Source organism: Streptomyces sp. NPDC020801 (assembly GCF_044334385.1).
GTDB lineage: Bacteria > Actinomycetota > Actinomycetes > Streptomycetales > Streptomycetaceae > Streptomyces.
Window position 1 is genome coordinate 666,400 of record NZ_JBIRST010000001.1, and the last position, 23,428, is coordinate 689,827.

General features: G+C 72.4%; 24 protein-coding genes. 16 read left to right on the plus strand and 8 right to left on the minus strand.

All coding sequences use genetic code 11. The annotated features are described in order from the left end of the window. Positions 1-7: 7 nt before the first annotated feature. Together ACH4UM_RS03165 and ACH4UM_RS03170 are read left to right on the plus strand one after the other, a co-directional pair. Positions 8-982, plus strand: a complete 975-nt coding sequence (locus ACH4UM_RS03165; protein ID WP_398172924.1) for an ABC transporter ATP-binding protein — start codon at positions 8-10, stop codon at positions 980-982. Beyond that, a complete protein-coding gene (locus tag ACH4UM_RS03170) occupies positions 975-2,042 on the plus strand; it encodes an ABC transporter ATP-binding protein (RefSeq protein ID WP_398172926.1) in 1,068 nt (355 codons plus the stop codon). The genes ACH4UM_RS03165 and ACH4UM_RS03170 overlap by 8 nt, the downstream gene beginning before the upstream one ends. Positions 2,043-2,199: 157 nt before the next feature. On the opposite strand, the gene ACH4UM_RS03175 is transcribed toward ACH4UM_RS03170, so the two are convergent. Then, positions 2,200-4,323: a prolyl oligopeptidase family serine peptidase gene (locus tag ACH4UM_RS03175; protein WP_398172928.1), complete on the minus strand. Its 2,124-nt coding sequence runs from the start codon at positions 4,321-4,323 to the stop codon at positions 2,200-2,202. Positions 4,324-4,509: 186 nt separating this feature from the next. Between ACH4UM_RS03175 and ACH4UM_RS03180 the strand changes: the two genes are divergently transcribed. After that, positions 4,510-4,704, plus strand: coding sequence for a hypothetical protein (locus ACH4UM_RS03180; protein WP_276107604.1), 195 nt, complete (start codon positions 4,510-4,512; stop codon positions 4,702-4,704). A gap of 53 nt (positions 4,705-4,757) precedes the next feature. Here the strand turns inward: ACH4UM_RS03180 and ACH4UM_RS03185 are convergent, their stop codons facing one another. The 3 genes from ACH4UM_RS03185 to ACH4UM_RS03195 all read right to left on the minus strand — a co-directional run bounded on the left by ACH4UM_RS03185 (position 4,758) and on the right by ACH4UM_RS03195 (position 6,611). Continuing rightward, positions 4,758-5,438, minus strand: a complete 681-nt coding sequence (locus tag ACH4UM_RS03185) for a hypothetical protein (RefSeq protein ID WP_398172930.1) — start codon at positions 5,436-5,438, stop codon at positions 4,758-4,760. Positions 5,439-5,529: 91 nt separating this feature from the next. Continuing rightward, positions 5,530-5,739: a DUF397 domain-containing protein gene (locus ACH4UM_RS03190; protein WP_398172932.1), complete on the minus strand. Its 210-nt coding sequence runs from the start codon at positions 5,737-5,739 to the stop codon at positions 5,530-5,532. Further along, on the minus strand, positions 5,736-6,611 hold the full coding sequence (locus tag ACH4UM_RS03195; protein ID WP_398172934.1) for a helix-turn-helix domain-containing protein: 876 nt from the start codon (positions 6,609-6,611) through the stop codon (positions 5,736-5,738). Before ACH4UM_RS03195 ends, ACH4UM_RS03190 begins: the two co-directional genes overlap by 4 nt. A 154-nt stretch (positions 6,612-6,765) precedes the next feature. On the opposite strand from ACH4UM_RS03195, the gene ACH4UM_RS03200 reads away from it, so the two are divergent. The 9 genes from ACH4UM_RS03200 to ACH4UM_RS03240 all read left to right on the plus strand — a co-directional run bounded on the left by ACH4UM_RS03200 (position 6,766) and on the right by ACH4UM_RS03240 (position 15,021). After that, positions 6,766-7,221 (plus strand): ATP-binding protein, encoded by a 456-nt coding sequence (locus ACH4UM_RS03200; RefSeq protein ID WP_398172936.1) that lies wholly within the window; start codon positions 6,766-6,768, stop codon positions 7,219-7,221. A gap of 56 nt (positions 7,222-7,277) precedes the next feature. Then, positions 7,278-7,541, plus strand: coding sequence for a hypothetical protein (locus tag ACH4UM_RS03205; RefSeq protein ID WP_398172938.1), 264 nt, complete (start codon positions 7,278-7,280; stop codon positions 7,539-7,541). Positions 7,542-7,551: 10 nt separating this feature from the next. Beyond that, on the plus strand, positions 7,552-8,451 hold the full coding sequence (mshB, locus tag ACH4UM_RS03210) for an N-acetyl-1-D-myo-inositol-2-amino-2-deoxy-alpha-D-glucopyranoside deacetylase (protein WP_398172940.1): 900 nt from the start codon (positions 7,552-7,554) through the stop codon (positions 8,449-8,451). Between the two features lie 23 nt (positions 8,452-8,474). Then, positions 8,475-8,867 carry a DUF6113 family protein gene (locus ACH4UM_RS03215; protein ID WP_398173594.1) on the plus strand — a complete coding sequence of 131 codons (393 nt, stop codon included), beginning with the start codon at positions 8,475-8,477 and terminating at the stop codon, positions 8,865-8,867. Between the two features lie 156 nt (positions 8,868-9,023). Continuing rightward, on the plus strand, positions 9,024-11,354 hold the full coding sequence (locus ACH4UM_RS03220; RefSeq protein WP_398172942.1) for a hypothetical protein: 2,331 nt from the start codon (positions 9,024-9,026) through the stop codon (positions 11,352-11,354). A gap of 169 nt (positions 11,355-11,523) precedes the next feature. After that, the gene (locus ACH4UM_RS03225; protein ID WP_398172944.1) at positions 11,524-12,477 is read left to right on the plus strand and encodes an ABC transporter ATP-binding protein; all 954 of its coding nucleotides are present in this window, start codon (positions 11,524-11,526) and stop codon (positions 12,475-12,477) included. Further along, a complete protein-coding gene (locus ACH4UM_RS03230) occupies positions 12,474-13,214 on the plus strand; it encodes an ABC transporter permease (RefSeq protein ID WP_398172946.1) in 741 nt (246 codons plus the stop codon). Before ACH4UM_RS03225 ends, ACH4UM_RS03230 begins: the two co-directional genes overlap by 4 nt. Positions 13,215-13,219: 5 nt before the next feature. Next, positions 13,220-14,410: a sensor histidine kinase gene (locus tag ACH4UM_RS03235; protein WP_398173596.1), complete on the plus strand. Its 1,191-nt coding sequence runs from the start codon at positions 13,220-13,222 to the stop codon at positions 14,408-14,410. Beyond that, positions 14,407-15,021, plus strand: a complete 615-nt coding sequence (locus ACH4UM_RS03240) for a response regulator transcription factor (RefSeq protein WP_398172948.1) — start codon at positions 14,407-14,409, stop codon at positions 15,019-15,021. The genes ACH4UM_RS03235 and ACH4UM_RS03240 overlap by 4 nt, the downstream gene beginning before the upstream one ends. A gap of 449 nt (positions 15,022-15,470) precedes the next feature. Here ACH4UM_RS03240 and ACH4UM_RS03245 read toward each other — a convergent pair whose 3' ends face one another. After that, positions 15,471-16,322, minus strand: coding sequence for a tetratricopeptide repeat protein (locus ACH4UM_RS03245; RefSeq protein ID WP_398172950.1), 852 nt, complete (start codon positions 16,320-16,322; stop codon positions 15,471-15,473). Positions 16,323-16,351: 29 nt separating this feature from the next. Next, positions 16,352-17,644 carry a GNAT family N-acetyltransferase gene (locus ACH4UM_RS03250; protein ID WP_398172952.1) on the minus strand — a complete coding sequence of 431 codons (1,293 nt, stop codon included), beginning with the start codon at positions 17,642-17,644 and terminating at the stop codon, positions 16,352-16,354. Positions 17,645-17,784: 140 nt separating this feature from the next. On the opposite strand from ACH4UM_RS03250, the gene fdxA reads away from it, so the two are divergent. Together fdxA and ACH4UM_RS03260 are read left to right on the plus strand one after the other, a co-directional pair. After that, positions 17,785-18,105, plus strand: a complete 321-nt coding sequence (fdxA, locus tag ACH4UM_RS03255) for a ferredoxin (RefSeq protein WP_276107596.1) — start codon at positions 17,785-17,787, stop codon at positions 18,103-18,105. 135 nt (positions 18,106-18,240) lie between these two features. Continuing rightward, positions 18,241-19,338, plus strand: coding sequence for a bifunctional succinyldiaminopimelate transaminase/glutamate-prephenate aminotransferase (locus ACH4UM_RS03260; RefSeq protein WP_398172954.1), 1,098 nt, complete (start codon positions 18,241-18,243; stop codon positions 19,336-19,338). 169 nt (positions 19,339-19,507) lie between these two features. Here ACH4UM_RS03260 and ACH4UM_RS03265 read toward each other — a convergent pair whose 3' ends face one another. Further along, the gene (locus ACH4UM_RS03265) at positions 19,508-19,924 is read right to left on the minus strand and encodes an ATP-binding protein (protein ID WP_398172956.1); all 417 of its coding nucleotides are present in this window, start codon (positions 19,922-19,924) and stop codon (positions 19,508-19,510) included. Positions 19,925-20,266: 342 nt separating this feature from the next. Beyond that, entirely contained in the window at positions 20,267-21,310 is a 1,044-nt protein-coding gene (locus tag ACH4UM_RS03270; RefSeq protein ID WP_398172958.1) for a heavy metal transporter, read from the minus strand. A gap of 94 nt (positions 21,311-21,404) precedes the next feature. Between ACH4UM_RS03270 and dapE the strand changes: the two genes are divergently transcribed. Continuing rightward, on the plus strand, positions 21,405-22,484 hold the full coding sequence (gene dapE / locus ACH4UM_RS03275) for a succinyl-diaminopimelate desuccinylase (RefSeq protein WP_398172960.1): 1,080 nt from the start codon (positions 21,405-21,407) through the stop codon (positions 22,482-22,484). Positions 22,485-22,603: 119 nt separating this feature from the next. Continuing rightward, the gene (locus ACH4UM_RS03280) at positions 22,604-23,362 is read left to right on the plus strand and encodes a TIGR00730 family Rossman fold protein (protein WP_398172962.1); all 759 of its coding nucleotides are present in this window, start codon (positions 22,604-22,606) and stop codon (positions 23,360-23,362) included. Positions 23,363-23,428: the final 66 nt, after the last annotated feature.

Below are 23,428 nucleotides of genomic sequence, written 5' to 3' on the forward strand. Positions count from 1 at the left end.
GCGCGTCATGCTGCTCGAAGTGCGTGACCTGCAGGTGGAGTTCCGCACCCGGGACGGGATCGCCCACGCCGTCAACGGCGTCACCTGCCAGGTGGACGCGGGCGAGACGCTCGCCGTGCTGGGGGAGTCGGGTTCCGGCAAGTCCGTGACCGCGCAGGCGATCATGGGCATCCTCGACATGCCGCCCGGCCGGATCACCGGCGGCGAGATCCTCTTCCGGGGCCAGGACCTGCTGAAGCTGAAGGAGGACGAGCGGCGCCGGATCCGGGGTGCCGGAATGGCGATGATCTTCCAGGACGCGCTGTCCGCCCTCAACCCCGTGCTGAGCGTGGGCGCCCAGCTCGGCGAGATGTTCACCGTGCACCGGGGCACGTCCCGCAAGGAGGCGCGGGCCCGGGCGGTCGAGTTGATGGACCGGGTGCGCATCCCGGCCGCCGCCCAGCGGGTGGGGGACTATCCCCACCAGTTCTCCGGCGGCATGCGCCAGCGCATCATGATCGCCATGGCGCTGGCCCTGGAGCCGGCGCTCATCATCGCCGACGAGCCGACCACCGCCCTCGACGTGACCGTCCAGGCCCAGGTGATGGACCTGCTCGCCGAACTCCGGCGCGAGTACCGCATGGGCCTCATCCTGATCACCCACGACCTGGGCGTGGTCGCCGACGTCGCCGACCGGATCGCCGTGATGTACGCGGGCCGGATCGTGGAGTCGGCCCCCGTCCACGACCTCTACAAGGCGCCCGCCCACCCCTACACGCGCGGCCTGCTGGACTCCATCCCGCGCCTGGACCTCAAGGGCCGGGAGCTCTACGCCATCAAGGGCCTGCCGCCCAACCTCATGCACATTCCGCCGGGCTGCGCCTTCCACCCGCGCTGCCCGATGGCCCGGGACGTGTGCCGCACGGACTTACCGCCGCTGTACGAGGTGGACGAACAGCGGGGGTCCGCCTGCCACTTCTGGAGGGAGTGCCTGAATGGCTGAGCCGATCCTGGAGGTCAGCGGGCTCGTCAAGCACTACCCCCTCCACCGGGGCATCGTGTTCAGGAAGCAGGTCGGGTCGGTGAAGGCGGTCGACGGCGTCGACTTCGTCCTCGGCAGGGGCGAGACCCTCGGCATCGTGGGCGAGTCCGGCTGCGGCAAGTCGACGGTCGCCAAGCTGCTGTGCAACCTGGAGCGCCCGACCGCCGGCGAGATCCGCTACCGGGGGGAGGACATCACCAGGCTGTCGAGCCGGGCGCTGAAGGCGGTCCGCCGCAACATCCAGATGGTCTTCCAGGACCCGTACACCTCCCTCAACCCGCGTATGACGGTGGGCGACATCGTCGGGGAGCCGTACGAGATCCACCCGGAGGTGGCCCCCAAGGGCGACCGGAGACGGCGGGTCCAGGAGCTGCTGGACGTCGTCGGCCTCGACCCGGAGTACGTCAACCGCTACCCGCACCAGTTCTCCGGCGGCCAGCGCCAGCGCATCGGCATCGCCCGGGGGCTGGCGCTGCGCCCGGAGATCATCGTCGCCGACGAGCCGGTGTCGGCCCTGGACGTGTCGGTCCAGGCCCAGGTGATCAACCTGATGGACCGGCTCCAGGCCGAGTTCGAGCTGTCCTACGTCTTCATCGCCCACGACCTGTCGATCGTGCGGCACATCTCCGACCGGGTGGGGGTCATGTACCTCGGGCGGATCGTCGAGATCGGCAGTGACACGGAGATCTACGAGCATCCGACGCACCCCTACACCCAGGCGCTGCTGTCCGCCGTACCCGTGCCGGACCCGGACGCCCGGGAACACCGGGACCGGATCGTCCTCTCCGGTGACGTGCCCTCGCCGACCGACATCCCCTCCGGCTGCCGCTTCCGCACCCGCTGCTTCAAGGCGCGGGAACGCTGCGCGCTGGAGGTGCCCCTGCTGGCGGTGCCGGCGGAGTTCCGCCACGAGACCGGTCCGGCGGCGCACGACTCGGCGTGCCACTTCGCCGAGGAGCGGCGGGTGGTGCCTCCTCAGGAGCGTGACGCCGATGGCCAGAACAGCACAAAAGCGCAGTAACTTCGTTAACACGCAGGCAACTTCGCGGAATCGGCACCGATATACGGACGCGCCACGCTGAACAGCGTACGGCCGTGCGGGTGCCGTGAACGGGCCGGGGCGCATCATGTGCGCCCCGGCCTGTTGTCGTGCGGCCGCCCGGACCGTCCTGGACGTCTCAGCCGAGACCCAGCGAGCGCTTGAGGAAGTCCACCTGGAGCAGGAGCAGATTCTCGGCGACCTGTTCCTGCGGGGTCATGTGGGTGACCCCGGACAGTGGGAGCACCTCGTGCGGGCGGCCGGCGGCGAGCAGGGCGGAGGACAGCCGCAGGCTGTGGGCGACCACCACGTTGTCGTCGGCCAGACCGTGCACGATCATCAGCGGCCGGTGCGGCTCGGCCGCCGAGGACAGTCCGTCGTCGGTGACCAGGGAGCTGTGGGCGTAGACCCCCGGCGTCCCGGCCGGGTCGCCCAGGTACCGCTCGGTGTAGTGGGTGTCGTACAGCCGCCAGTCGGTGACGGGGGCGCCCGCGATGCCCGCGTGGAAGACGTCCGGGCGGCGCAGCACGGCCAGGGCGGCCAGGTAGCCGCCGTAGGACCAGCCGCGGATCGCCACCCGGCCGAGGTCGAGCGGGTACGTCTTCGCAAGGTCCTGGAGGGCCTCGATCTGGTCGTCGAGGGTGACCGTGAAGTCGTGGTGGACCGCCTTCTCCCAGGCGGGGGAGCGGCCGGGGGTGCCCCGGCCGTCGGCGACGACCACCGCGAAGCCCTGGTCGGCGAACCACTGGGAGGTCAGGTGCGCGTTGTGCGCGGCGACCACGCGGGGGCCGTGCGGGCCGCCGTAGGGGTCGAGGAGCACGGGCAGTGGAGTGCCTGTGTCGCCGGGGTAGTCCGTAGGCATAAGCACGGCGCACGGGATTCGGCGTGCGCCCCCCTGGTTGAGGGTCACGCGCGGGGACAAACCGGGATCTTCGGCGTACGAGGGGATGGTGGCCGCCGGTTTTCCGCCGTGCAGCACCCGCACCCGGGTGCCCGGCCGGTCGAGCGTGGCGGAGACGAGGACGGTCACGTCCCCGGCGCGCACCGCCGAGTGCACACCCGGTTCCTGGCTCACGCGCTCCATGCCGAGCTCGTTGACACGGTAGACGTGCACCTCGCCCGTTTCCGGGGCGGCCGCCTCCTCGCCCGCCGAGGCCGAGATCAGCACCTCGTGGTCGGAGACGTCCAGTACGGCGCGGACATGCAACTGCGGTCCGGTCAAAGGCCGTTCGCCGACCGCCAGCACCCGCGCGCCGCCCTCGTCGGCGATGCGCACAAGCTGCCCGGAGGGGGACCAGCAGGGCACTCCGGGGAAAAGATCCAGCCATGTTGGATCTTCGTCCGCGTGGACCATCCGGGTCGCCCCGGAGTCGGGGTCCACGGCCAGGTAGAGCTGGCTGCGCTGGTCCCGCGCCTGTACGAGCAGCAGCGGGGCTCCCGCCGCTGACCAGTGCACATGCGCCAGATAGGGGTAGCGGGCGCGGTCCCAGGAGACCTCCGTGCGTGTTCCGTCGAGCCCGACGACGAACAGCCGTACCTCGGCGTTGCCGGTGCCGGCCGCCGGGTAGGCGACCCGCTGCGGCTCGCGTTCGGGGCGGGCCGGATCGGAGATCCACCACCGCCCCACCGGCGTGTCGTCCACGCGCGCCACGAGCAGCCGGTCCGACTCCGGCGCCCACCAGAAGCCCCGGGACCGGTGCATCTCCTCGGCCGCGATGAACTCCGCCAGGCCGTGGGTGACGCCCTCGGACTCCGGTTCGGCGAGCGCCCGGTCGCCGTCGCCCTCGGCGCCCACCACCCGCAGCGCGCCGCCGGTGACGTAGGCGACGTGCCGGCCGTCCGGGGAGGGCCGCGGGTCGATCACCGGCCCCGGAACGGGCAGTTCACGCGCCGTCCCGGCCCGTAGCTCGGCCGTGAAAAGACGCCCTGACAAGGCGAAGGACGCCAACTCGACCGCTGTGTCGGTGGCGTACCCCACGATTCCGGCGCCGCCCTCGCGGCTGCGCTCCCGGCGGGCCCGCTCCTCGGGCGAGAGGTGCTCGGAGGTGCCGCCGAGGAGGGCGCGCGGGTCGGCGGCCACGCGCTCCCCGCCTTCCGCGATGTCGAGCACCCACAGGGAGTTGGCCCGGTCGGTACCGGAGCCGGAGCGCAGGAACACCACGCGGGAGGCGTCGGGAGCCACGGTGAACGCGCGGGGCGCGCCGAGCGTGAACCGCTGGGTGCGCGCGTGCCGTCGGGGGAAGGAGACAGGCTCGGTCGTCATGCCATGACCATATTGGCCATGCGCCCCCTTGTGCGGCCGTGCGCCGACCGATGCGCGCGTGCGGATAGTTATGATCGTTAGCGCATAGTGGGTATGAAACTGCTGCCCGTTGTGTGGATTTATCTGCCCCCATAGTCCGACCCCCCGACACCCCCCGCGTCCTGGGATCTTTGGAGGTGAGCCGCCGTGGCACTCTCGATTTCGGCGGTGGTGCTGCTGGCGATCATCGTCTTCCTGCTGATCAAGAAGTCCGGCCTCAAGGCCGGTCACGCGATCGTGTGCATGCTCCTGGGCTTCTACCTCGCCTCGTCCACGGTCGCCCCCACGATCCACGAACTCACCACGAACATCGCGGGGATGATCGGCAGCCTCAAGTTCTGAGCGTGCGCGGTCTCCGGCGCCGGACGGTCGGCGCCGGACGGTCGGCGCCGGACTCAGTGTCCGGCAGCGCTCGCGTCCAGCACGTCGGTCCTGGCCGGAGGCCGCACGTTCAACGGCTCGTCGAAGGCGCTGAACGAGATGGTGTTCTGGTAGTCGGGGCCCTTGTAGACGACCTTGAGAAGGTACGGCTTGCCCTCGGTCGCGACGTAGAAGGTGTAGTGGCCCGCCTTGTCTGCTTTGTCGGTCACCGCCAACGCGATCGCCGGTTTGTCGCCGACCTTCGTCCGGCCGCCCTTCGTCGCCGAGCCGAAGGAGGCGAAGGGCCACGTGCACGCGGCGAGCCCGTCTTCCGCCCGCGCCTTGCTCACGGGAGTTCTGACCCAGCGCTTCTGGTCCTTCGTGCCGGCCGCGGACCGCCCCGACCATCGCTCGAGGTACACGCGATTCGGACGGACGTAGTCCGTATCGCCGATCCGGATCTGTTCCAGGCCCGCACCCGTGTCCCAGGTCACCTTGGAGGCGCACCTGCCCTTGAGGTCGGTCGTCTGATGACTGGTGTAGCCGCCGCCGGCGGTCGGGGCGGTGTCCCCGTCGATGGTCACCGACCTGAGTGCCTTCATCGTGGCGTTCGCCCGGTCGAGCATCTGCCCGGCCGAGGCTTCTTCGGTGCCGGTGCCACCCGCGCAGCCCGTCACGGCGGCAGCGACCGTCAGACAGGTCAGTACAGCCGCCACAACGGTCGACTTCGTTCGCACAACTCCCCCTTGCATACAGAGCCGTTCAGGTTACCTGACGGGCTCATGCAAGGGCTTTCGGGGCAGCAGTTCAGCTTTCGGACGCGTACTGCACGAAGGCGGCCCATGCCTCCGGCGCGAGCGCGAGGCGGGGGCCGTTCAGGTGCTTGGAGTCGCGGACGTGGACGGAGGTGGGGGTGGTGGCGAGTTCGAGGCAGGAGTCGCCCTCGCTGCTGCTGCTGTAGCTGCTCTTGAACCAAGCCAGGGCGGAGGCGTCCCCGGACGAGGTGTTGCGGATCATGTCTCCCCCAGCAGGTGTTCGATGAAGGCGGCCGACTCACGTGGGGTGAGGGCCTGCGCCCGGATGATGCCGTAGCGCAGTTCCAGGATACGGAGCTGCCTTGGCTCGGAAACCGGGCGGCCGTTGGCCACCGCCGGTGAACGTCCCACCAGCGAGCCGTCCTCGAACTTCAGCACCTCGATGCCCCCGGCCAGGCCGGCATGCTCCTCGCGGTCCATCGGCATCACCTGCAGTTCGATGTTCCGCAGCCGACCGATCTCAAGCAGGTGCTCCAACTGGGGGCGCAGTTTCGCCATGCCGCCCAGGGGGCGTCGAAGCGTCCATTCCTCAAGGACGAAGCTGAGTTCTGGCGCCGGATCTCGCTCGAAGATGGCCTTTCGGGCCACACGTGCGGTGATGTATCGCTCCACCTCGTCCGCTGAATATGCGGGGCGCCGCATGAGAAGCAGTCCGCGTGCGTACTCGGGCGTCTGCAACAGCCCATGAATGTTCAGCGGGTCGTACAGCTGGAGCTCGACCGCCCGCGCCTCCAGCTTCGCCAGATCCCGCACCTTCTTCGGATACCGAACCCGCTTCACGTCCTCCTTCATCGCAGCGAGCAGCCCGCCCGCTCCCAGCACCTCGTCCGCCTTGTCCAGGTACTCGGGCCGGGGAATCCGCTTCCCGCTCTCGATCTTGTAGACGAGGTCTTCCCCGTACCCCACCGCCAACCCGAACTCGGCGGCCCGCATCCCCGCCGCCTCTCTCCGCAGCTTCAGCTGCCGCCCCACCGTGGCGACCACGGCCACGCCCCAGTCGTCGTCCGGGTCCACCTCCCACCCCGGCTCGTCCGCCTCGCTCCGCAGCCGTACCGCCTCGCCGTCCACCGACATCCGCGCCCCTCCGTAGCAACGCTGCGTACCATCACGCCTTCCCGTGCCCAACGGCCCCGACAGTCAGGACAGCACCGGACAAAGCCTGGACAGTGACCGTACGCAACCGTCTGATCACCCATCACGGTAGGTGCGTTCGGCCACGCTGAGTGACGTGAATCAGGAAATCGCCGAGACCACGGCCCAACGCGACACCGGCATCCACAGCTTCAGCGTGCTGCTGTCGTCCACCCCACGCGGTGCCCGCCTGGCCCGGCTGCTCGCGGCCGACCAGCTCCGCAACTGGGGACTCCCGTACGAGGCGGCGAGCCACGTCGTGGCCGAGCTGGCGGCGAACGCGGCGACGCACGGCCGCCTCCCGGGCCGCAGCTTCCGCCTCACGCTCCACGCCGTCGGCCGCGCGCTGCTGCGTATCGAAGTCACGGACACGCGCGGTGACCGCCGGCCACGGCTGGAAGAGCCGGACGCGGACGCCGAGTCCGGCCGTGGCCTGCTGCTCGTGGACGCGCTGGCCGACCGCTGGGGAATCGACGAAGGGCGCTTCCCGCGCAAGACGGTCTGGGCCGAACTGCACCTGTCACCACCGGACCCCGCCCGGCCTCTGCCGTGACCTGGGGGCCTGGTGACCCGCCTCCCTTCGAATGTCCGTCCAGCGCAAGGAACCGCATGGTCAACTCGTCCCACGAGGCGATGCACCGCATCTTCCAGGAGTACCCCGGCCTGTTCACCGGAGTCTCCAAGGTCCTCGGCCTCCCGTTCATCCCGCCCACGTCCGTCACGGTTCTGCCGACCGATCTCACCGAGGGTCTGCCCGAAGCCGTCGCCGACCCGATCATCGAATTCACCGCACAGGGCCTCGATCGACCTGCTCGACGCAGACCGGTGACCGGCGACGGGGATGCCGCCCGGGAGCGGGGCACCGCCTCGTAGGGTGGACCCCATGACGGAACTGCCCGCCCGGCGTCTGCTGCTGGTGCACGCGCACCCGGACGACGAGTCGATCAACAACGGCGCGACCATGGCCCGGTATGCGGCCGAGGGTGCCCTGGTGACCCTGGTGACCTGCACACTCGGTGAGCTGGGCGAGGTCATCCCGGCCGAGCTGGGGCATCTGGGCGGGGCCGCGCTCGGGGCTCACCGGCGGCAGGAGCTCGCCGCCGCGATGCGGGAGCTCGGGGTCCGGGACCTCCGGCTGCTCGGGGGCGCCGGGCGGTACCAGGACTCCGGGATGATGGGGCTCGCCGGCAACGACGACCCCGGCTGTCTGTGGCGGGCCGACCTCGGCGCGGCCGCCGAACACCTCGTGGCCGTCATCCGCGAGGTGCGGCCGCAGGTCCTGGTCACGTACGACGACGACGGCGGCTACGGCCACCCCGACCACATCAAGGCCCACCGCATCGCCATGCGCGCCGCCGACCTGGCCGCCGACCCCGCCGTACGCCCCGACCTGGGTGAGGCGTGGCACATCGCCAAGGTGTACTGGAACCGTGTGCCGCGCTCCGTGGCCGAGGCCGCCTTCGCGCGGCTCGACGAGGATCTGCCGGGGCTGCCCCTCGCCAAGGCGGCCGGCATCGAGGACGTCCCCGGGGTCGTCGAGGACGAGCGGATCACCGCCGAGATCGACGGCACCGCGTACGCCGCCGCCAAGGCCGCCGCGATGCGCGCCCACGCCACCCAGATCGAGGTGGCCGAGCCCTACTTCGCGCTCTCCAACCAGCTCGCCCAGCCCCTCTTCACCACGGAGTACTACGAACTGGTGCGTGGGGACGCGGACGGCCCCGGAGCGGGCCCCGGGGGCACGGAGACCGATCTGTTCGCCGGGATCGAGGAGGCCTCGTGAGTTCGCAGGGACGGGGCGGCTCCATGCTGGCGCAGCCGCTCAGGCCGCCCTCCGGTGGGCGGATGGCCGCCTACCTGGGGCTGTTCGTGCTCGGCGCGGTGGTCGGCATCGCGGGCGCGCTGGTGCAGGCCGCCTGGTTCCCCGGCGGGCTGCTGCTCGCGCTCACGGGCGCCGCCGGGCTCTTCCTGGGCGGGGCGCGCGCCGCCGGAAGCCGGGGCGGGGCGGTGGCGGGCGCCGTCGGCTGGATGGTCGCCGTCGTGCTGCTCACCGCCAGCCGCCCGGAAGGGGACTTCCTCTTCGCCGCGGGCGGCGGATCGTATCTGTTCCTGCTCGGCGGCATGGCCGTTGCTGTGATCTGCGCCACCCTGGCCCGGGGGCGGCAACCCGATGGCCGCGACGTCCGACTTGGTAAGTGACGTACCACTTCTCCCTGCCGTGCCCGTGCGGGTCCGGTGTGAGTTTCCCCAGCGGTCCTGGGATACGGGTCAGACGTGGCCAGTATGGTGGTGCGCGCCGCCGAGCTGCCCGCGTGAGGTCGCGACGGGCGGCGGAGCCAACCGGGAGAACCTGCCTTGAGTCGTGAAACTGACACTCCGTCCTCCGGGCCCGACGGGCGCGGTGGAGCCGCCTACCCCTCGGGGACCCCGCCGTACGGCATCCCGGCGGTCTCCGACGACGGTACGGACGCGCGCCGTTCGGCCACGCAGCCGGAGGAACGCAAGACCGAGACCACGCTGACGACCCGGATCCGGATCAACATCCCCGGCTCCAGGCCGATCCCGCCCGTGGTCGTGCGCAAGACCGTCCCCTCGGAGGGGGCGGCCGACGGCACGAGTGGCGGCGCGGGCGCCGCGAAGGGCGGCGGCGAGGACACCGGGAGCTTCCCGCGGCCGCCGACGGCCGCCGCGGCCCCGGGCGGCGGCTCAGCTCAGGCACCCGCCGCCGAACCCGCGGCCCGGGCCGGGGAGAAGCCGACCAGCGACTGGTTCGCGCCCCGCAAGTCCTCCGCGGGCAAGGGCGGTCAGGGCGGCGACGCCACCAACGGCACCGGACTGCCCACCGGTTCGGGCACGCCCGCGGCCGGGACCGCCGGGCCCGCGGCTTCCGGCGCGGGCGCCTCCGGTCCGGGTGCCCCCGGCGCCGGTACGGCCGGCGGCCAGCGCCCGGGCACCGGCGGCCGCCCCGGTGGCGTGGTCGGCTCCATGAGCGTGTCCGGCGGCTCCCGGCCCGGCGGCGCGAAGGGTCCCCGCCCCGGTTCCACCAACGGCGCCGGACTGCCCGGGGCCACCGGCGGCCCCGTCGCCCCCGGCCACGGCGGTGGCACCGGCTCGTTCGACGTGACCGAGGCGCTGGCGGCCGGCACCCTCTCGGGCGGCTCCCGCCCCCGTTCCGGTGGCACCGAGCCGAGCCGCGACGAACTGCCGTACTTCTCGGAGAACGGGAGCGGCGGCCAGACCGGCGAGACGGGGCAGAACGGGCAGAACGGTCCGAGCGGTCAGAACGGTTATGGCGGCCCCACCGGCTTCGGCGGCCCGGGCGTTCCCGGCGCCCCGCAGGGGCCCGCGGGCCCGACCGGCGGCCCGGTCACCGGCGACAGCCCCCTGCTCCCGCCCCCGCCCACCGGCGGCGGACCCGCGACCGGCCCCGGCAGCGTTCCGGGCGCTCCCGGCGCACACAACGCGCGTCCCGGCAGCGGCCTGAGCGACGACACCGCGATCCTCACCCCGCAGAAGCACACCCCCGAGCCGGGCCTGCCCGGCTACGGCGGCCGTCCGGACAACGTCTCCGGACACACCGTCACCAGCGGCATCCCCGTCGTACCGCCGAGCGCCAACTCGCCGTTCGCTCCGGGCGCCGGCGGCGACGGACCGCTGCCGCACACACCGCCGAAGCTGCCCGGGACGGCCACGCCGGCTGCGCCCGCCCCCGCGAAGTCCGCCAAGCCCGCGAAGTCCGCCAAGAAGGGCCGCAGCAAGCTCCCGCTGCTCGGCGGCGGCGTGGTCGTCCTCGCCGGGCTCGCCTACGGCGCCGGGCTGCTGATGAACCACTCCGACGTGCCCAAGGGCACCACCGTGCTCGGCGTCGACATCGGCGGCGGCACCCGCGACAACGCGGTGAAGAAGCTCGACGACGCCTTCGGCAGCCGGGTGAACCAGCCGCTGAAGCTGTCGGCGGACGGCAAGACCGTCACGCTCAAGCCGGACCAGGCCGGGCTCCAGTTCGACACCCAGGCCACGGCCAGCGCGGCGGCCAAGAGCGACTACAACCCCGTCTCGGTCATCGGCTCCCTCTTCGGCAACCACCGGGTGGTCGAGCCCGTCATGCCCGTCGACGAGGAGAAGCTCCAGGTCGCCCTGCAGAACGTCTCGGGCGGCGCGGGACTGCTGTCCGACGGCACCATCAAGTTCGAGCCCGGCAAGGCCGTCGCCGTGTACGGCAAGGCGGGCAAGGGCATCGACGCCGCCGGATCGACCCAGGCGGTCGAGCAGGCGTACCGCACCCAGGTGGAGACGGGCGCGGCCACACCGGTCCGGCTGCCCACCACCACCAGGCAGCCGACGGTCTCCAACGCCGAGGTCGACCGGATGATGAAGAAGTTCGCCGAACCGGCCATGTCGGGCCTGGTGACGGTCCGCACGGACGCCGCGCACGCGGTCTCCTTCAGCCCGCAGAAGTCGCTGTGGAAGTTCCTGCGCGTCAAGGCGGTCGACGGCAAGCTCGTGGACTCCTACGACCAGACGGTGCTCAAGCAGCTGTACGGGGGCGCCTTCGACGGGGTGCTGATCTCCCGGGGCAACGGCCAGAAGACGCCCGTCGCGGTCACGGACGTGATCAGCGCCCTGCGCCAGGCCCTGATGAGCACCACCAACCGTGTGGGCGTCATCAGCACCAACCCCAGCTGACCCCGGCCGGCAGGGCCGTAGGAGCGGCAGGAGCCGCAGAGAGGGCACCCGGTGCATCCGTACCGGGTGCCCTCTGTGCATGTCACCCCGCCCGCATGACATCTGTCATGCAGCAGTCAGGACCGGCGACACTGCCGGCCTCCCGGCCCTCGCGGCCAGGATGGGTGACATGACAACGACAGCGGAGACCACCGCCACGGCCACGGTGGTCGGGTTCGACCAGGTGACCAAGAGCTACGGGAACGTGCGGGCCGTGGACGGGCTGACCCTCGCCCTGCACCCGGGCGAGACCGTGGCCCTGCTCGGCCCCAACGGCGCCGGCAAGTCGACCACCCTCGACCTGCTGCTCGGCCTCAAGCAGGCCGACAGCGGCACGGTCCGCGTCTTCGGCACCGGCCCCCGCGAGGCGATCGTCGCCGGACGCGTGGGCGCCATGCTGCAGAGCGGCGGGCTGATGGAGGAGGTCACCGTCGCCGAACTGGTGCGGCTCGCCTGCGATCTGCACCCCCGGCGGTACAAGGCCGACGACGTGCTGGCCCGGGCCGGCATCTCCCAGATCGCCGACCGCAAGGTCAACAAACTCTCCGGCGGCCAGGCCCAGCGCGTCCGCTTCGCCCTCGCCACGGCCGGCGACAGCGACCTGATCGTCCTCGACGAGCCGACCACCGGCATGGACGTCTCCGCCCGCCAGGCCTTCTGGGCCACCATGCGCGAACAGGCCGACCAGGGCCGTACGGTCCTCTTCGCCACGCACTACCTGGAGGAGGCGGACGCGATCGCCGACCGGGTGCTCGTGCTGCACCGGGGCCGGCTGCTGGCCGACGGCACCGCCGCCGAGATCAAGGCGAAGGCGGGAGCGCGTCGCGTCTCCTTCGACCTGGAGGGCGCGATCGACGAGAGCGCCCTGCGCGGTCTGCCCTTCCTGACCTCGATGACCGTGTCCCACAGCGGCTCCGCCGCAGGCAGCGGCCAGACCGTCCGCATCCAGTCCTCCGACGCCGACGCGACCGTCCACGCCCTCTACGGGCTCGGCGTCTACCCCCGCAACCTCGAAGTCGCCGGGCTCGGGCTCGAGCAGGCGTTCGTCGCCATCACCGAGGCCGAGGAGGCCAAGCAGTCGTGAACAGCCTGATCAAGCTGGAACTCGCCCGTGCCCTGCGCAACCGCAAGTTCCTGTTCTTCTCCGTGCTCTACCCCTCGATCCTGTTCCTGATCATCGCGGGCAAGGCCGACAGCGTGACCAAGGTCGACGGCAGCGGCCTGACCCTCCCGACCTACATGATGGTCTCCATGGCGTCCTTCGGCGCCCTGACCGCCGTCCTCATGGGCAACAGCGAGCGCATCGCCAAGGAGCGCGAGAGCGGCTGGGTACGGCAGTTGCGGCTGACCACCCTGCCCGGGCGCGGCTACGTCCTCGCCAAGACCGCCAGCGCCGCCGTGGTCAGCCTGCCGTCCATCGTCGTCGTCTTCGCGGTCGCCGCCGCGGTCAAGCACGTCCGCCTGGACGCCTGGCAGTGGCTCGCCCTCACCGGCGCCATCTGGGCCGGCAGCCTGGTCTTCGCCGCGCTCGGCGTCGCCCTCGGCTACCTGGCCACCGGGGACGCCGTCCGTCCGATCACGATGATCGTCTACTTCGGCCTGTCGCTGCTCGGCGGCCTGTGGATGCCGGCCACCACCTTCCCCACCTGGCTGCAGAACATCGCCAAGTGGCTCCCCACGCACGCGTACGCTGCTCTCGGGCAGGCGATCGAACAGAGCCAGGCCCCGCACACCAAGGACATCGCCATCCTCGTCGTCTTCTTCGCCCTGTTCGCGGGCGGCGCGGCCTGGCTGTACCGGAAGGACACGCTGAAGGCGTGAGTGCCATGACGGACGACCTGCGGTCCGGCGAAGCCCGGGCGGAGCGGCTGATGCGGATGGGGGAATCGCCCCGGAACCGGGGCGAGGCCCTGCGCAAGCTCGTGTGGATCCTGCCCTGGCTGATCTTCCTCAGCTCGCCGGTGAAGGACCTGGTCTGCGGCGCCCACACGACCGCCGCCACCGCGGCCGGCTGGGTGGGGCTGCTGGCGTTCGCCGGGATCTACCTGACGCTGGTGTTCAGGAACATGGGCCGGCAGTTCTCCGAGCCGGTCGTCGCCTGCCTGGTCGCCGTGCTCGGCACGCTCGCCGTCGTCCTGTGCCTCACCCTCGGCGGACAGTGGATCGGCCTCTTCGTGTACGTGTCGGTGACCTGCGGCGCGACCTTCCCGCTGCGCACCGCCTACTGGACGATCCCGCTGACCACAGTCGCCATGCTGCTCATGGGCCTGCGCACCGGCCAGCACGACGGGTGGACCCTGGTCCTGGTGCTGCTGGTCGGCTTCGCGATGACCGGCGTACGGCAGCTGGTGCGCACCACGGTCGAACTGCGCAAGGCCCGCGCCACCGTCGCCCAGCTCGCCGCCAACGAGGAGCGGCTGCGGCTCGCCCGCGACCTGCACGACCTGCTCGGCCACTCGCTCTCGCTGATCACCCTGAAGAGCGAGCTGGCCGGCCGGATGCTTCCCGACCACCCCGAGAAGGCGGCCCAGCAGGTCGCCGACATCGAACAGGTCAGCCGCCAGGCCCTGGTGGACGTCCGCGAGGCCGTCACCGGCTACCGCCGACCCCGGCTGTCCGCCGAACTTGCGGGCGTCCAGGTGGCGTTGACGGCCGCCGACGTCATCGCGGACGTCCCCGCCGAACCCGACCTCACCGGCGTCCCCGAGGAGAGCGAGTCCGCCCTCGCCTGGGCGCTGCGCGAGGCGGTCACCAACGTCGTACGGCACAGCGGCGCGAGCCGCTGCACCGTGGACCTGATCCGCCGCCAGACCCTGGACGGCCCGTTCCTGGAACTGTCGGTCGAGGACAACGGCTCGGGCGGTTCCGGCAAGGGCCCCGGCAACGGCCTGACGGGCCTGACCGAGCGCCTGGAGAAGGCGGGCGGACAGCTGGAGGCGGCCCGCGTCAAGCGCGGCTTCCGGCTCGTCGCCCGCGTGCCGCTCACGTCCGCCGTGGACGTAGGATCCCCGGCATGAGCAGCACGATCAAGGTCCTGCTGGCCGAGGACCAGTCGATGGTCCGCGAGGCACTGGCCGCCCTGCTCGGCCTGGAGGACGACATCGAGGTCGTGGCCCAGGTCGCGCGCGGGGACGAGGTCGTGGCGGCGGCCCGGGCCCACGACGTCGACGTGGCCCTGCTCGACATCGAGATGCCGGGCTGCACCGGCATCGAGGCCGCCGCGCAGCTGCACCGCGAACTCCCCGCGCTCAAGCTGGTCGTCCTCACCACCTTCGGCCGCCCCGGCTATCTGCGCAGCGCCATGGAGGCGGGCGCCGACGCGTTCCTGGTCAAGGACGCTCCCGCGGCCCAACTCGCCGAAGCGGTACGGAAGGTGCTGGCCGGCGAGCGGGTCATCGACCCCACGCTCGCCGCCGCGGCCCTGGCGGAGGGCGCCAACCCCCTGACCGACCGCGAACGCGAGGTCCTGCGCGCCGCCGCCGACGGCTCCACCAACGCCGAGCTGGCCGCCGCCCTGCACCTCTCCCAGGGCACGGTCCGCAACTACCTCTCCACGGCGATCCAGAAGCTGGCGGTACGCAACAGAACGGAAGCGGTGCGGATCGCCAGGGAGAAGGGCTGGTTGTAGCGCCCTGGCGGTGCCGTTCGGACCCGGGGTGATCCAAACACATCCCCTGGCCCCCGCACGGGCCGTCGGCGACAGCGCCGTGCCGTTCGCTGTGTCCGGGACGCTGGCAGACCTGCTTCCCGCTGTCCGGGTCGGTCACGGTCACCTGCCCGTTCGCGCCGAAGGACGCCGTCTCCCGTGCCCGGAGGGGGCCCAGGGAGGTCAGAGCCGTCGAGGCCAGGAGCGCGTCGCGCGGCGAGGTGCTGCACGGCGGCGGAGCGCAGGTGGCCGCGCCGCCCGGCACCAGTCCGCCGGGGTGGGCGCAGGTGGGCTCCGGCGCGGCGGTGGCGCAGCTCCGGTCCGCAACTGCCCCCGTTCGATCGGCCGGCCGTCAGCCCGGTGAGCGGGGGTGGTGCGGACGACGTGGGCGGCCTCGTCCCGCGGGCAGGGCTCCCACTCGATGCCACGCCCTAGTTCAGCATCGCCCGCGCCGCCTGCGCCTGCCCCCGTACCCGCTCGGCCGCCGGCCGGTCCACCGGGGCCACGACGTCCGCGTACGCCTCGAGCTCCTCCGCCCCGGCCACGAAGTCCCCCCGCTGCACCAGCAACTGCGCCCGCTCGTAGCGCAGTCGCGCCGGATGCGACGGCAGCAGCAGCGACAGCTCGACCGCCCACAGCGCCACGTCCGACCGTTCGGGCCGCACGGCCGCCCACGCCCGGATGTTGTTCAGGATCCGCGACACGACCTCCAGCGGCGCCGCGGGCACCAGCATCGAGGGATGCAGCGGCGCCCCCGTCGCCCCGACGACCAGCAGCTCCGCGTCCGCCCCGGTGAGTACCCGGCCTCCGTCGAACGGATCGGCGAGCACCTGTTCCTCCGCCGCCCCGAACCCCACCACGAAGTGCCCCGGCAGCGCGACGCCGTACACCGGCGCCCCCGCCCGGCGCGCGACCTCCATCCACACCACCGACAGCAGGATGGGCAGCCCGCGCCTGCGCAGCAGCACCTCGTGCAGCAGCGAGGACTCCAGGCGCTGGTAGTCCGCGGCCGAGCCGCGGAAGCCGTACCGCTCGCCGAGCAGCCGGCACAGGGCCTGTGCCCAGGCGCGCGGTCCGCCGGGCCGGTACGGCAGCTGCCCCGCCAGCCGGTCCAGCTCCAGCTGCGCCGCGTCCGTGCCCGCCTCGTCCAGCGTCCCGTCGGCCGCCGCGCCCACCAGCAGGCACAGCGTCGAGACGTCGGGCCGCTCGGACCGCGCCTCCTCGGCGAAGAGGCGGCGCAGCTCGGCGGACCGTTCGGGTGGTGGTGGACGGAGGGTACGCATAGCAGGCTCGTGCCCTTTCCCGGCGATCGCTACGACCGGCCGGCGCCGGAGGTTCTTGGCGCGGCCTCCGGACGGGCTTCCGGAGTGGTGTCCGGACGGCCTTCCGGAGCGGTGGCCGGAGGGGCGTCCGGAGTGGTGTCCGGAGTGGTGTCCGGACGGCCTTCCGGAGCGGTGGCCGGAGGGGCGTCCGGAGCAGTGCCCGAATCAGTGTCCGAAGCGGTGTACGCACCGGTCCCCGGGGCGGTGTGCGGCTCGCGGTAGTGGTGGTACGCGTGGTGCGCCGTGAACCCCATCCCGGTGTACAGCGTCCGCGCCCCGGCGTTGTCGGTCTCGACCTGGAGCCAGGCGGCCGACGCGCCCTCCTCCAGGGCGCGCCGGGCGAGGGCGGCCATGACGGTGGTGGCCAGCCCCCGGCGCCGCTGGGCCGGATCCACCTCGACCGCCGCGAAGGAGGCCCACCGCCCGTCGACGACACACCGCCCGATCGCGGCGGGTGCGCCACCGCCTTCCCCCGGCACGGTCGCGAACCACACCGAGGGCCCGCCGGCCAGCACCTTCAGGGCCACCTCGCTCACCCCCTTGCGCTGGTAGCGCGCAAGCCATGCCTCGTCGGCCGTGCGGGACAGCACGACCCCGGAGCCCTCGGCCCGGTCGGCGACCGGTGCGAGCGCCCCGATCCACAGCTCGGCGGTCACCTCGCGCACCCAGCCCCGCCGCTCCAGCTCCGCGCACAGCAGTTCCTGTGTGCCCTCGGCGCCGGTGGTGGCCTGGACGTACGCGGGCAGACCGCGTTCGCCATACCAGCGTCGTACGGCGGCCAGCGCCTCGTCGAGCGGAAGCCCCGGGTCGCCGAGCGGCAGCACGGAGTTGGCCCGCCGGGTGAAGCCCGCCCGTCGCCCGGCCACCACCCCGCACGGACGCTCCCCCGGAGCCGAACGCCCGGGGGGACCCCCGTCGTGCGGCGCCCGCTGCACCGCGGCCCTCAGCTCCCACTCGCCGAGCCGTTCGCTCTCCACCGGCCGCCAGGCCCGCGCCGCGACACGCGCGAGCTCCTCGTACGTGGCCGCCGGCCCGCGTCGCCGGGCCGGGGCCGCCGGCACGACCTTGCCCGCGACCAGCGTGGATTCCGCGATCCGGACGGTCTCGCCGCTCCTCCGTGTGATCAGCAGCACACCGTCGTTCCATGATGTGAGAACACCCACCGTGTCGGTGAACCTCTCACCCGTTCCCCCAGGTTCGCCCAAGCGCCGTATGGAGACCCGTTTGCCCACGTCAGCAGCGGTGATGCGGACCTCGAGACGCCCTGTGGCCGAGATTTCCACTGGTCAGTTCACCCCTCCTGTTCGGATCATGCCCCGGAACGGAGATACTAGGGGCGGGCATCGACGACGCCGCGCTCCCGCGCGCCAGGCGGCGGAGCCTGTGGAGGCCCGCCAGCGCCCTATCGAGGAGGAACGACAGCGTGACCTACGTCATCGCGCAGCCTTGTGTCGACGTCAAGGACAAGGCGTGCATCGAGGAGTGCCCGGTCGACTGCATCTACGAGGGCCAGCGGTCCTTGTACATCCACCCGGACGAATGCGTCGACTGCGGTGCCTGTGAGCCGGTCTGCCCGGTCGAGGCGATCTTCTACGAGGACGACACTCCTGAGGAGTGGAAGGACTACTACAAGGCCAACGTCGAGTTCTTCGACGAGCTCGGCTCGCCCGGTGGCGCCAGCAAGCTGGGGCTGATCGAGCGCGACCACCCCGTCGTCGCCGCGCTGCCGCCGCAGGGCGAGTAACCGTCAGCGGCGCGCAAGCCGCGCCGCCTCGGTCCCGTACGGCCTGATCGCCCGGAGCGCCCCGCGCGTCCTGCGCGCCCGGGGCGCCGTACGGGACCGAGGCGTTTGCCGTACCAGAAAGTGAGCCTGATCCCCGTGTCCGCAGTCTCCGACCGGCTTCCCACCTTCCCCTGGGACAAGCTGGAGCCGTACAAGAAGACGGCCGCCGCCCACCCGGACGGCATCGTCGATCTCTCGGTGGGCACTCCGGTCGACCCGGTCCCCGAGCTGATCCAGAAGGCGCTGATCGCGGCGGCGGACTCGCCGGGCTACCCGACCGTCTGGGGCACGCCCGAGCTGCGCGACGCGATCACCGGCTGGGTCGAGCGCCGCCTGGGCGCGCGCGGGGTCACCCACCGCCATGTCCTGCCCATCGTCGGCTCCAAGGAACTGGTCGCCTGGCTCCCCACCCAGCTGGGCCTCGGCCCCGGCGACCGCGTCGCCTTCCCCCGCCTGGCCTACCCGACCTACGAGGTCGGCGCCCGCCTGGCCCGCGCGGAACACGAGGTCTACGACGACCCGACCGAGCTGGACCCGAGTGGCCTGAAGCTGCTGTGGCTGAACTCGCCCTCCAACCCCACCGGCAAGGTGCTGGGCAAGGAGGAGCTGACCCGTGTCGTCGCCTGGGCCCGGCGGCACGGCGTCCTGCTCTTCTCCGACGAGTGCTACCTCGAGCTCGGCTGGGAGGCGGACCCGGTCTCGGTCCTGCACCCCGACGTGAACGGCGGCTCGTACGAGGGCATCGTTGCCGTCCACTCGCTCTCCAAGCGCTCGAACCTGGCCGGCTACCGCGCCGCCTTCCTGGCCGGCGACCCGGCCGTCCTCGGCCCCCTGCTGGAGATCCGCAAGCACGGCGGCATGATGACCTCGGCGCCCACCCAGGCGGCGGTGGTGGCGGCCCTCGGCGACGACACCCACGTGCGCGAGCAGCGGGAGCGCTACGTCGCCCGCCGCACGGTCCTGCGCCAGGCCCTGCTCTCCCACGGCTTCCGCATCGAGCACAGCGAGGCAAGCCTCTACCTCTGGGCCACCCGGGACGAGTCCTGCTGGACCACGGTCGCCCACCTCGCCGAGCGCGGCATCCTGGTCGCCCCGGGCGACTTCTACGGCCGGGCGGGCGAGAAGTTCGTACGGGTGGCCCTGACGGCGACGGACGAGAGGGTCAGGGCAGCGGTGGAGAGGCTGGCCGGGTAGACGCCCGCACCACCGGCCACACCGGCCACGCACACCGGCCACGCACACCGGCCACGCACACCGGCCACGCACACCGGCCGCACACCACCGGCCGCACACCACCGGCCACACACTCCGACGGGGCCCAGGGAAGCACCCTGGGCCCCGTCGCCGTGCTCAAGCCCGGCGCTCAGCCGAGAGGCAGACCAGCAGCCGGCAGGGACTGCGCGGGCAGCCCGCCCTTCGTCGCCGTCCTGGCGGTGTCACCCAGCACACCGCCCGCGGACCCCGCCGCGTCGCCCGCCGCCTTCTGCGCGACCGGCGCCGCCTTCTTCACCAGCTTGCCGCCGCTCCGGCCCGCGGCCGGGACCGCCTGCTTGACGGCCTTGCCGCCGGTGTCGCCCGCGACCCCGGTGACATGCTGCGCCGCGCCGTCCGCCGCGTTGCCGACGTGCGCCCCGTCCAGGGCGGTCAGCCCGCCGAGGTTGGGGGTGGCCGGCAGCTCGGGGGCAGCGCCGGCGGAGCCGGCCGCACCGACCCCGGCAGCCGCTCCCGCAGCGACGAGCAGTGCGGCACGGGCGATCCGGCGGGTCAGGGGGAGGGACATGTTGCTCCTTCGACGGGAGAGAACGTTGAAGTGTCCGACCGCGCCCGGCAGTTTCGCGTTTCGCCGTCGGCCGTCCAGGCCGCCGGCCGGTCGGGCTCGGACGCAGTGACTACCGCTCGAAGGCCGCGAAGGTTGCGGCGGGCCAACGTAAAGAGTTGCCAATGTGTCGCATTATCGGCTGCAGATAAAAGCGGACAAAGGGTGCCCGGTCCGAAAGTCCGCCGAATCCTTACGGCCCTTTGTTTCCAAGGGCTTCCACCACCCGGGGAGTGACGGTACGAAAACCTGCGCACACGACTGCCGCGAGGCCCTCCGCACAACCCGGGAGGGTGAAGATCCGTACTAGCGCCCAGTGGTGATCCGCACCGCGCCGGCGTCCCGCTCGGCCCCGCCCGCGCCCCCCGCGCCGTCCGAGCGCCACGGGCTGTCGGTGATTCCGGCGGTCCACTCCCGCCCGGCGTACGACACCCGATCGATGTGCAGCGCCGAGGCGTTGGCCACCGCCCAGTGCGCCAGCTGCCAGCCACGCTGCCGCGCGCCGATCCCGGCGGCGGCCGTGCCGGCCGACACGGGCAGCGTCACGGTCCGCCCGCCGGCACCTGAGGTCCCCGAGGAGTCCGGGGTGCCGGAGGAGTCCGAAGTGCCGGAGGAGTCCGAGGTGCCCGAGGAACCGGCCGGCGTGGGCGCCGGCGACGAGCCGCCGCCGTCGCCCACCTCCGCGCCGGCCTCCTGCACCACGTCCCGCCCGAAGTCCCGCATGAGCGCGGCCCGTACCGCGTCCGGGCCGGTGGTGCGGGTGGCGCCCGGGCGGCCCTGGCAGGTCAGCGTGGCCGCGGCGCGCCCGGTGAGCGCGGCGGCGAGCAGCGTGGCGTCCGGTTCGTGCTTGGCGTACGCCTGCGGGAAGCCGCTGCGCTGCACGCGCTGCGCGGCCACGGTCAGCGGCAGCCGGGTGTAGCCGGGGACCTTGGCCAGGTGCGCGTAGAAGATTCCCGCCGCGTAGGCCGGGTCCATGATCTCCTTCGGCGTGCCCCAGCCCTGCGAGGGCCGCTGCTGGAACAGCCCCAGGGAGTCCCGGTCGCCGTGCTGGATGTTGTGCAGGCCCGACTCCTGCAGGGCGGTCGCCAGCGCGATGGTCACGGCCCGCTCGGGCATCCCGCGCCCGGTGCCGACGGCCGCGATCGTCGCCGCGTTCACCCCCTGTTCCGGCGTGAACTCGTACGACGCGCCGTCGCCCTTGCCGGAGACGACCTTGCAGCCGGGACCTCCCGTGCCTCCCGTGAGGTACTGCACCGAGAGGTAGCCCGCGAGCGCGAGCAGGACCGCGACGGCCGCCCCGATCCGGACGAGGCGGCCGCGGCGCTTGGAGGTGGGGGACGGCTCTGGCACGCATACAAGGTACTGGAGGCTGCTGTGACAGCTGAGTCCGGTGTGGACAATATGCGGCGGCATTCGGAAGGTTCGGCGGGTTAAGGTCGAGGTCATGGCCGATACCCCGCTTGACCTCACGCTGGATGCCGCGCGGCTGACCGCGCAGCTCGTCGACTTCCCCTCGGAGAGCGGCACGGAGAAGCCGCTCGCGGACGCGATCGAGGCCGCGCTGCGGGCCCTGCCGCACCTGACCGTCGACCGCTTCGGCAACAACGTCGTCGCCCGGACGGACCTGGGACGCTCCGAGCGTGTGATCCTGGCGGGCCACATCGACACCGTGCCGATCGCGGGCAACGTCCCCTCGCGGCTGGACGAGGACGGCGTCCTGTGGGGGTGCGGCACCTGCGACATGAAGTCCGGCGTGGCGGTCCAGCTGCGCATCGCGGCCACCGTCCCGGCCCCCAACTGCGACCTGACCTTCGTCTTCTACGACAACGAGGAGGTCGCCGCCGAGCTGAACGGCCTCAAGCACGTCGCCGAGGCCCACCCGGAATGGCTGGCGGGCGACTTCGCCATCCTCCTCGAACCCTCGGACGGCGAGGTCGAGGGCGGCTGCCAGGGCACCCTGCGGGTGCTGCTCAAGACCAGGGGCGAGCGGGCCCACTCGGCGCGCGGCTGGATGGGCTCCAACGCCATCCACGCCGCCGCGCCGATCCTGCGGCGGCTCGCGGAGTACCAGCCGCGGTACCCGGTCATCGACGGCCTGGAGTACCGCGAGGGCCTCAACGCGGTGAGCATCTCGGGCGGGGTGGCGGGCAACGTCATCCCCGACGAGTGCGTGGTCGGCGTCAACTTCCGTTACGCCCCGGACCGTACGGAGGAGGAGGCCGTCGCCCACGTCCGTGAGGTCTTCGCGGACTGCGGCATCGAGGAGTTCGTGATCGACGACCACAGCGGCGGCGCGCTGCCGGGCCTGAACCACCCCGCCGCGGCGGCGTTCATCGAGGCGGTCGGCGGCACTCCGCTGCCCAAGTACGGCTGGACGGACGTGTCCCGCTTCTCCGCCCTGGGCATTCCCGCGGTCAACTACGGCCCCGGGAACCCCCACTTGGCGCACAAGCGGGACGAACGGGTCGAAACGGCGAAGATCCTCGCGGGTGAGGAGCGGCTGCGGGCCTGGCTGACGAGCTGAGCCGGGCAGGCGCGCCGTCCCGGCACGGCGGCGCACGGCCGACATCCCGAGATCCCCCGCCCGTAACCCGCGTAGATCTACGCTGAGGCGGAACGACCTGCAAACCGGAGGGAGCGCACATGGCTACAGGCAACCCCGAGGGCAGGAGGCGGCCACCTGAGGAGCAGCGCCTGGGACCGGTCCTCCGGCGGCGGGGCCAGGTCCAGGCGAGCACCACGGACCAGCGGCTGCTGGACGAGCGCGCCCCCACCGACTGGGTGCACACCGACCCCTGGCGGGTGCTGCGCATCCAGTCGGAGTTCATCGAGGGCTTCGGCACGCTGGCCGAACTCCCGCCCGCGATCAGCGTCTTCGGCTCGGCGCGCACGGCGGTGGACTCGCCGGAGTACGAGGCGGGTGTGCGGCTGGGCCGCGGCCTGGTAAAAGCGGGCTTCGCGGTGATCACGGGCGGCGGCCCGGGCGCGATGGAGGCGGCAAACAAGGGCGCGTGCGAGGCCGGCGGAACCTCCGTGGGGCTGGGCATCGAGCTGCCCTTCGAGCAGGGGCTGAACCCCTACGTCGACATCGGCCTCAACTTCCGCTACTTCTTCGTCCGCAAGATGATGTTCGTCAAGTACGCGCAGGGCTTCGTCGTCCTGCCCGGGGGCCTCGGCACCCTCGACGAGCTCTTCGAGGCACTCACCCTCGTCCAGACCCAGAAGGTCACCCGCTTCCCGATCGTCCTCTTCGGCAGCGCGTACTGGGGCGGCCTGGTCGACTGGCTGGAGGGCACCCTGATCGCCGAGGGCAAGGCGGCCCAGGCCGACCTGACCCTCTTCCACGTCACCGACGACGTGGAGGAGGCGGTGGCACTGGTGTCGAAGGAGGCGGGCCGGTAGTCCGGCTCCCCGACGGCCGAGTCGGGTGGTGAGTGGGGTGAGTGGGCACAGGCGCCGGTCCAGAGG

Coding starts and splice junctions, on each gene's coding strand:
- ACH4UM_RS03170 (WP_398172926.1), top strand. CDS start 975: ATGGCTGAGCCGATCCTGGAGGTCAGCGGGCTCGTCAAGCACTACCCC.
- mshB (WP_398172940.1), top strand. CDS start 7,552: ATGACGGAACTGCCCGCCCGGCGTCTGCTGCTGGTGCACGCGCACCCG.
- ACH4UM_RS03205 (WP_398172938.1), top strand. CDS start 7,278: ATGGTCAACTCGTCCCACGAGGCGATGCACCGCATCTTCCAGGAGTAC.
- ACH4UM_RS03175 (WP_398172928.1), bottom strand. CDS start 4,323: ATGACGACCGAGCCTGTCTCCTTCCCCCGACGGCACGCGCGCACCCAG.
- ACH4UM_RS03190 (WP_398172932.1), bottom strand. CDS start 5,739: ATGATCCGCAACACCTCGTCCGGGGACGCCTCCGCCCTGGCTTGGTTC.
- ACH4UM_RS03225 (WP_398172944.1), top strand. CDS start 11,524: ATGACAACGACAGCGGAGACCACCGCCACGGCCACGGTGGTCGGGTTC.
- ACH4UM_RS03165 (WP_398172924.1), top strand. CDS start 8: ATGCTGCTCGAAGTGCGTGACCTGCAGGTGGAGTTCCGCACCCGGGAC.
- ACH4UM_RS03280 (WP_398172962.1), top strand. CDS start 22,604: ATGGCTACAGGCAACCCCGAGGGCAGGAGGCGGCCACCTGAGGAGCAG.
- ACH4UM_RS03240 (WP_398172948.1), top strand. CDS start 14,407: ATGAGCAGCACGATCAAGGTCCTGCTGGCCGAGGACCAGTCGATGGTC.
- ACH4UM_RS03215 (WP_398173594.1), top strand. CDS start 8,475: ATGCTGGCGCAGCCGCTCAGGCCGCCCTCCGGTGGGCGGATGGCCGCC.
- ACH4UM_RS03195 (WP_398172934.1), bottom strand. CDS start 6,611: ATGTCGGTGGACGGCGAGGCGGTACGGCTGCGGAGCGAGGCGGACGAG.
- ACH4UM_RS03245 (WP_398172950.1), bottom strand. CDS start 16,322: ATGCGTACCCTCCGTCCACCACCACCCGAACGGTCCGCCGAGCTGCGC.
- ACH4UM_RS03265 (WP_398172956.1), bottom strand. CDS start 19,924: ATGTCCCTCCCCCTGACCCGCCGGATCGCCCGTGCCGCACTGCTCGTC.
- dapE (WP_398172960.1), top strand. CDS start 21,405: ATGGCCGATACCCCGCTTGACCTCACGCTGGATGCCGCGCGGCTGACC.
- ACH4UM_RS03235 (WP_398173596.1), top strand. CDS start 13,220: ATGACGGACGACCTGCGGTCCGGCGAAGCCCGGGCGGAGCGGCTGATG.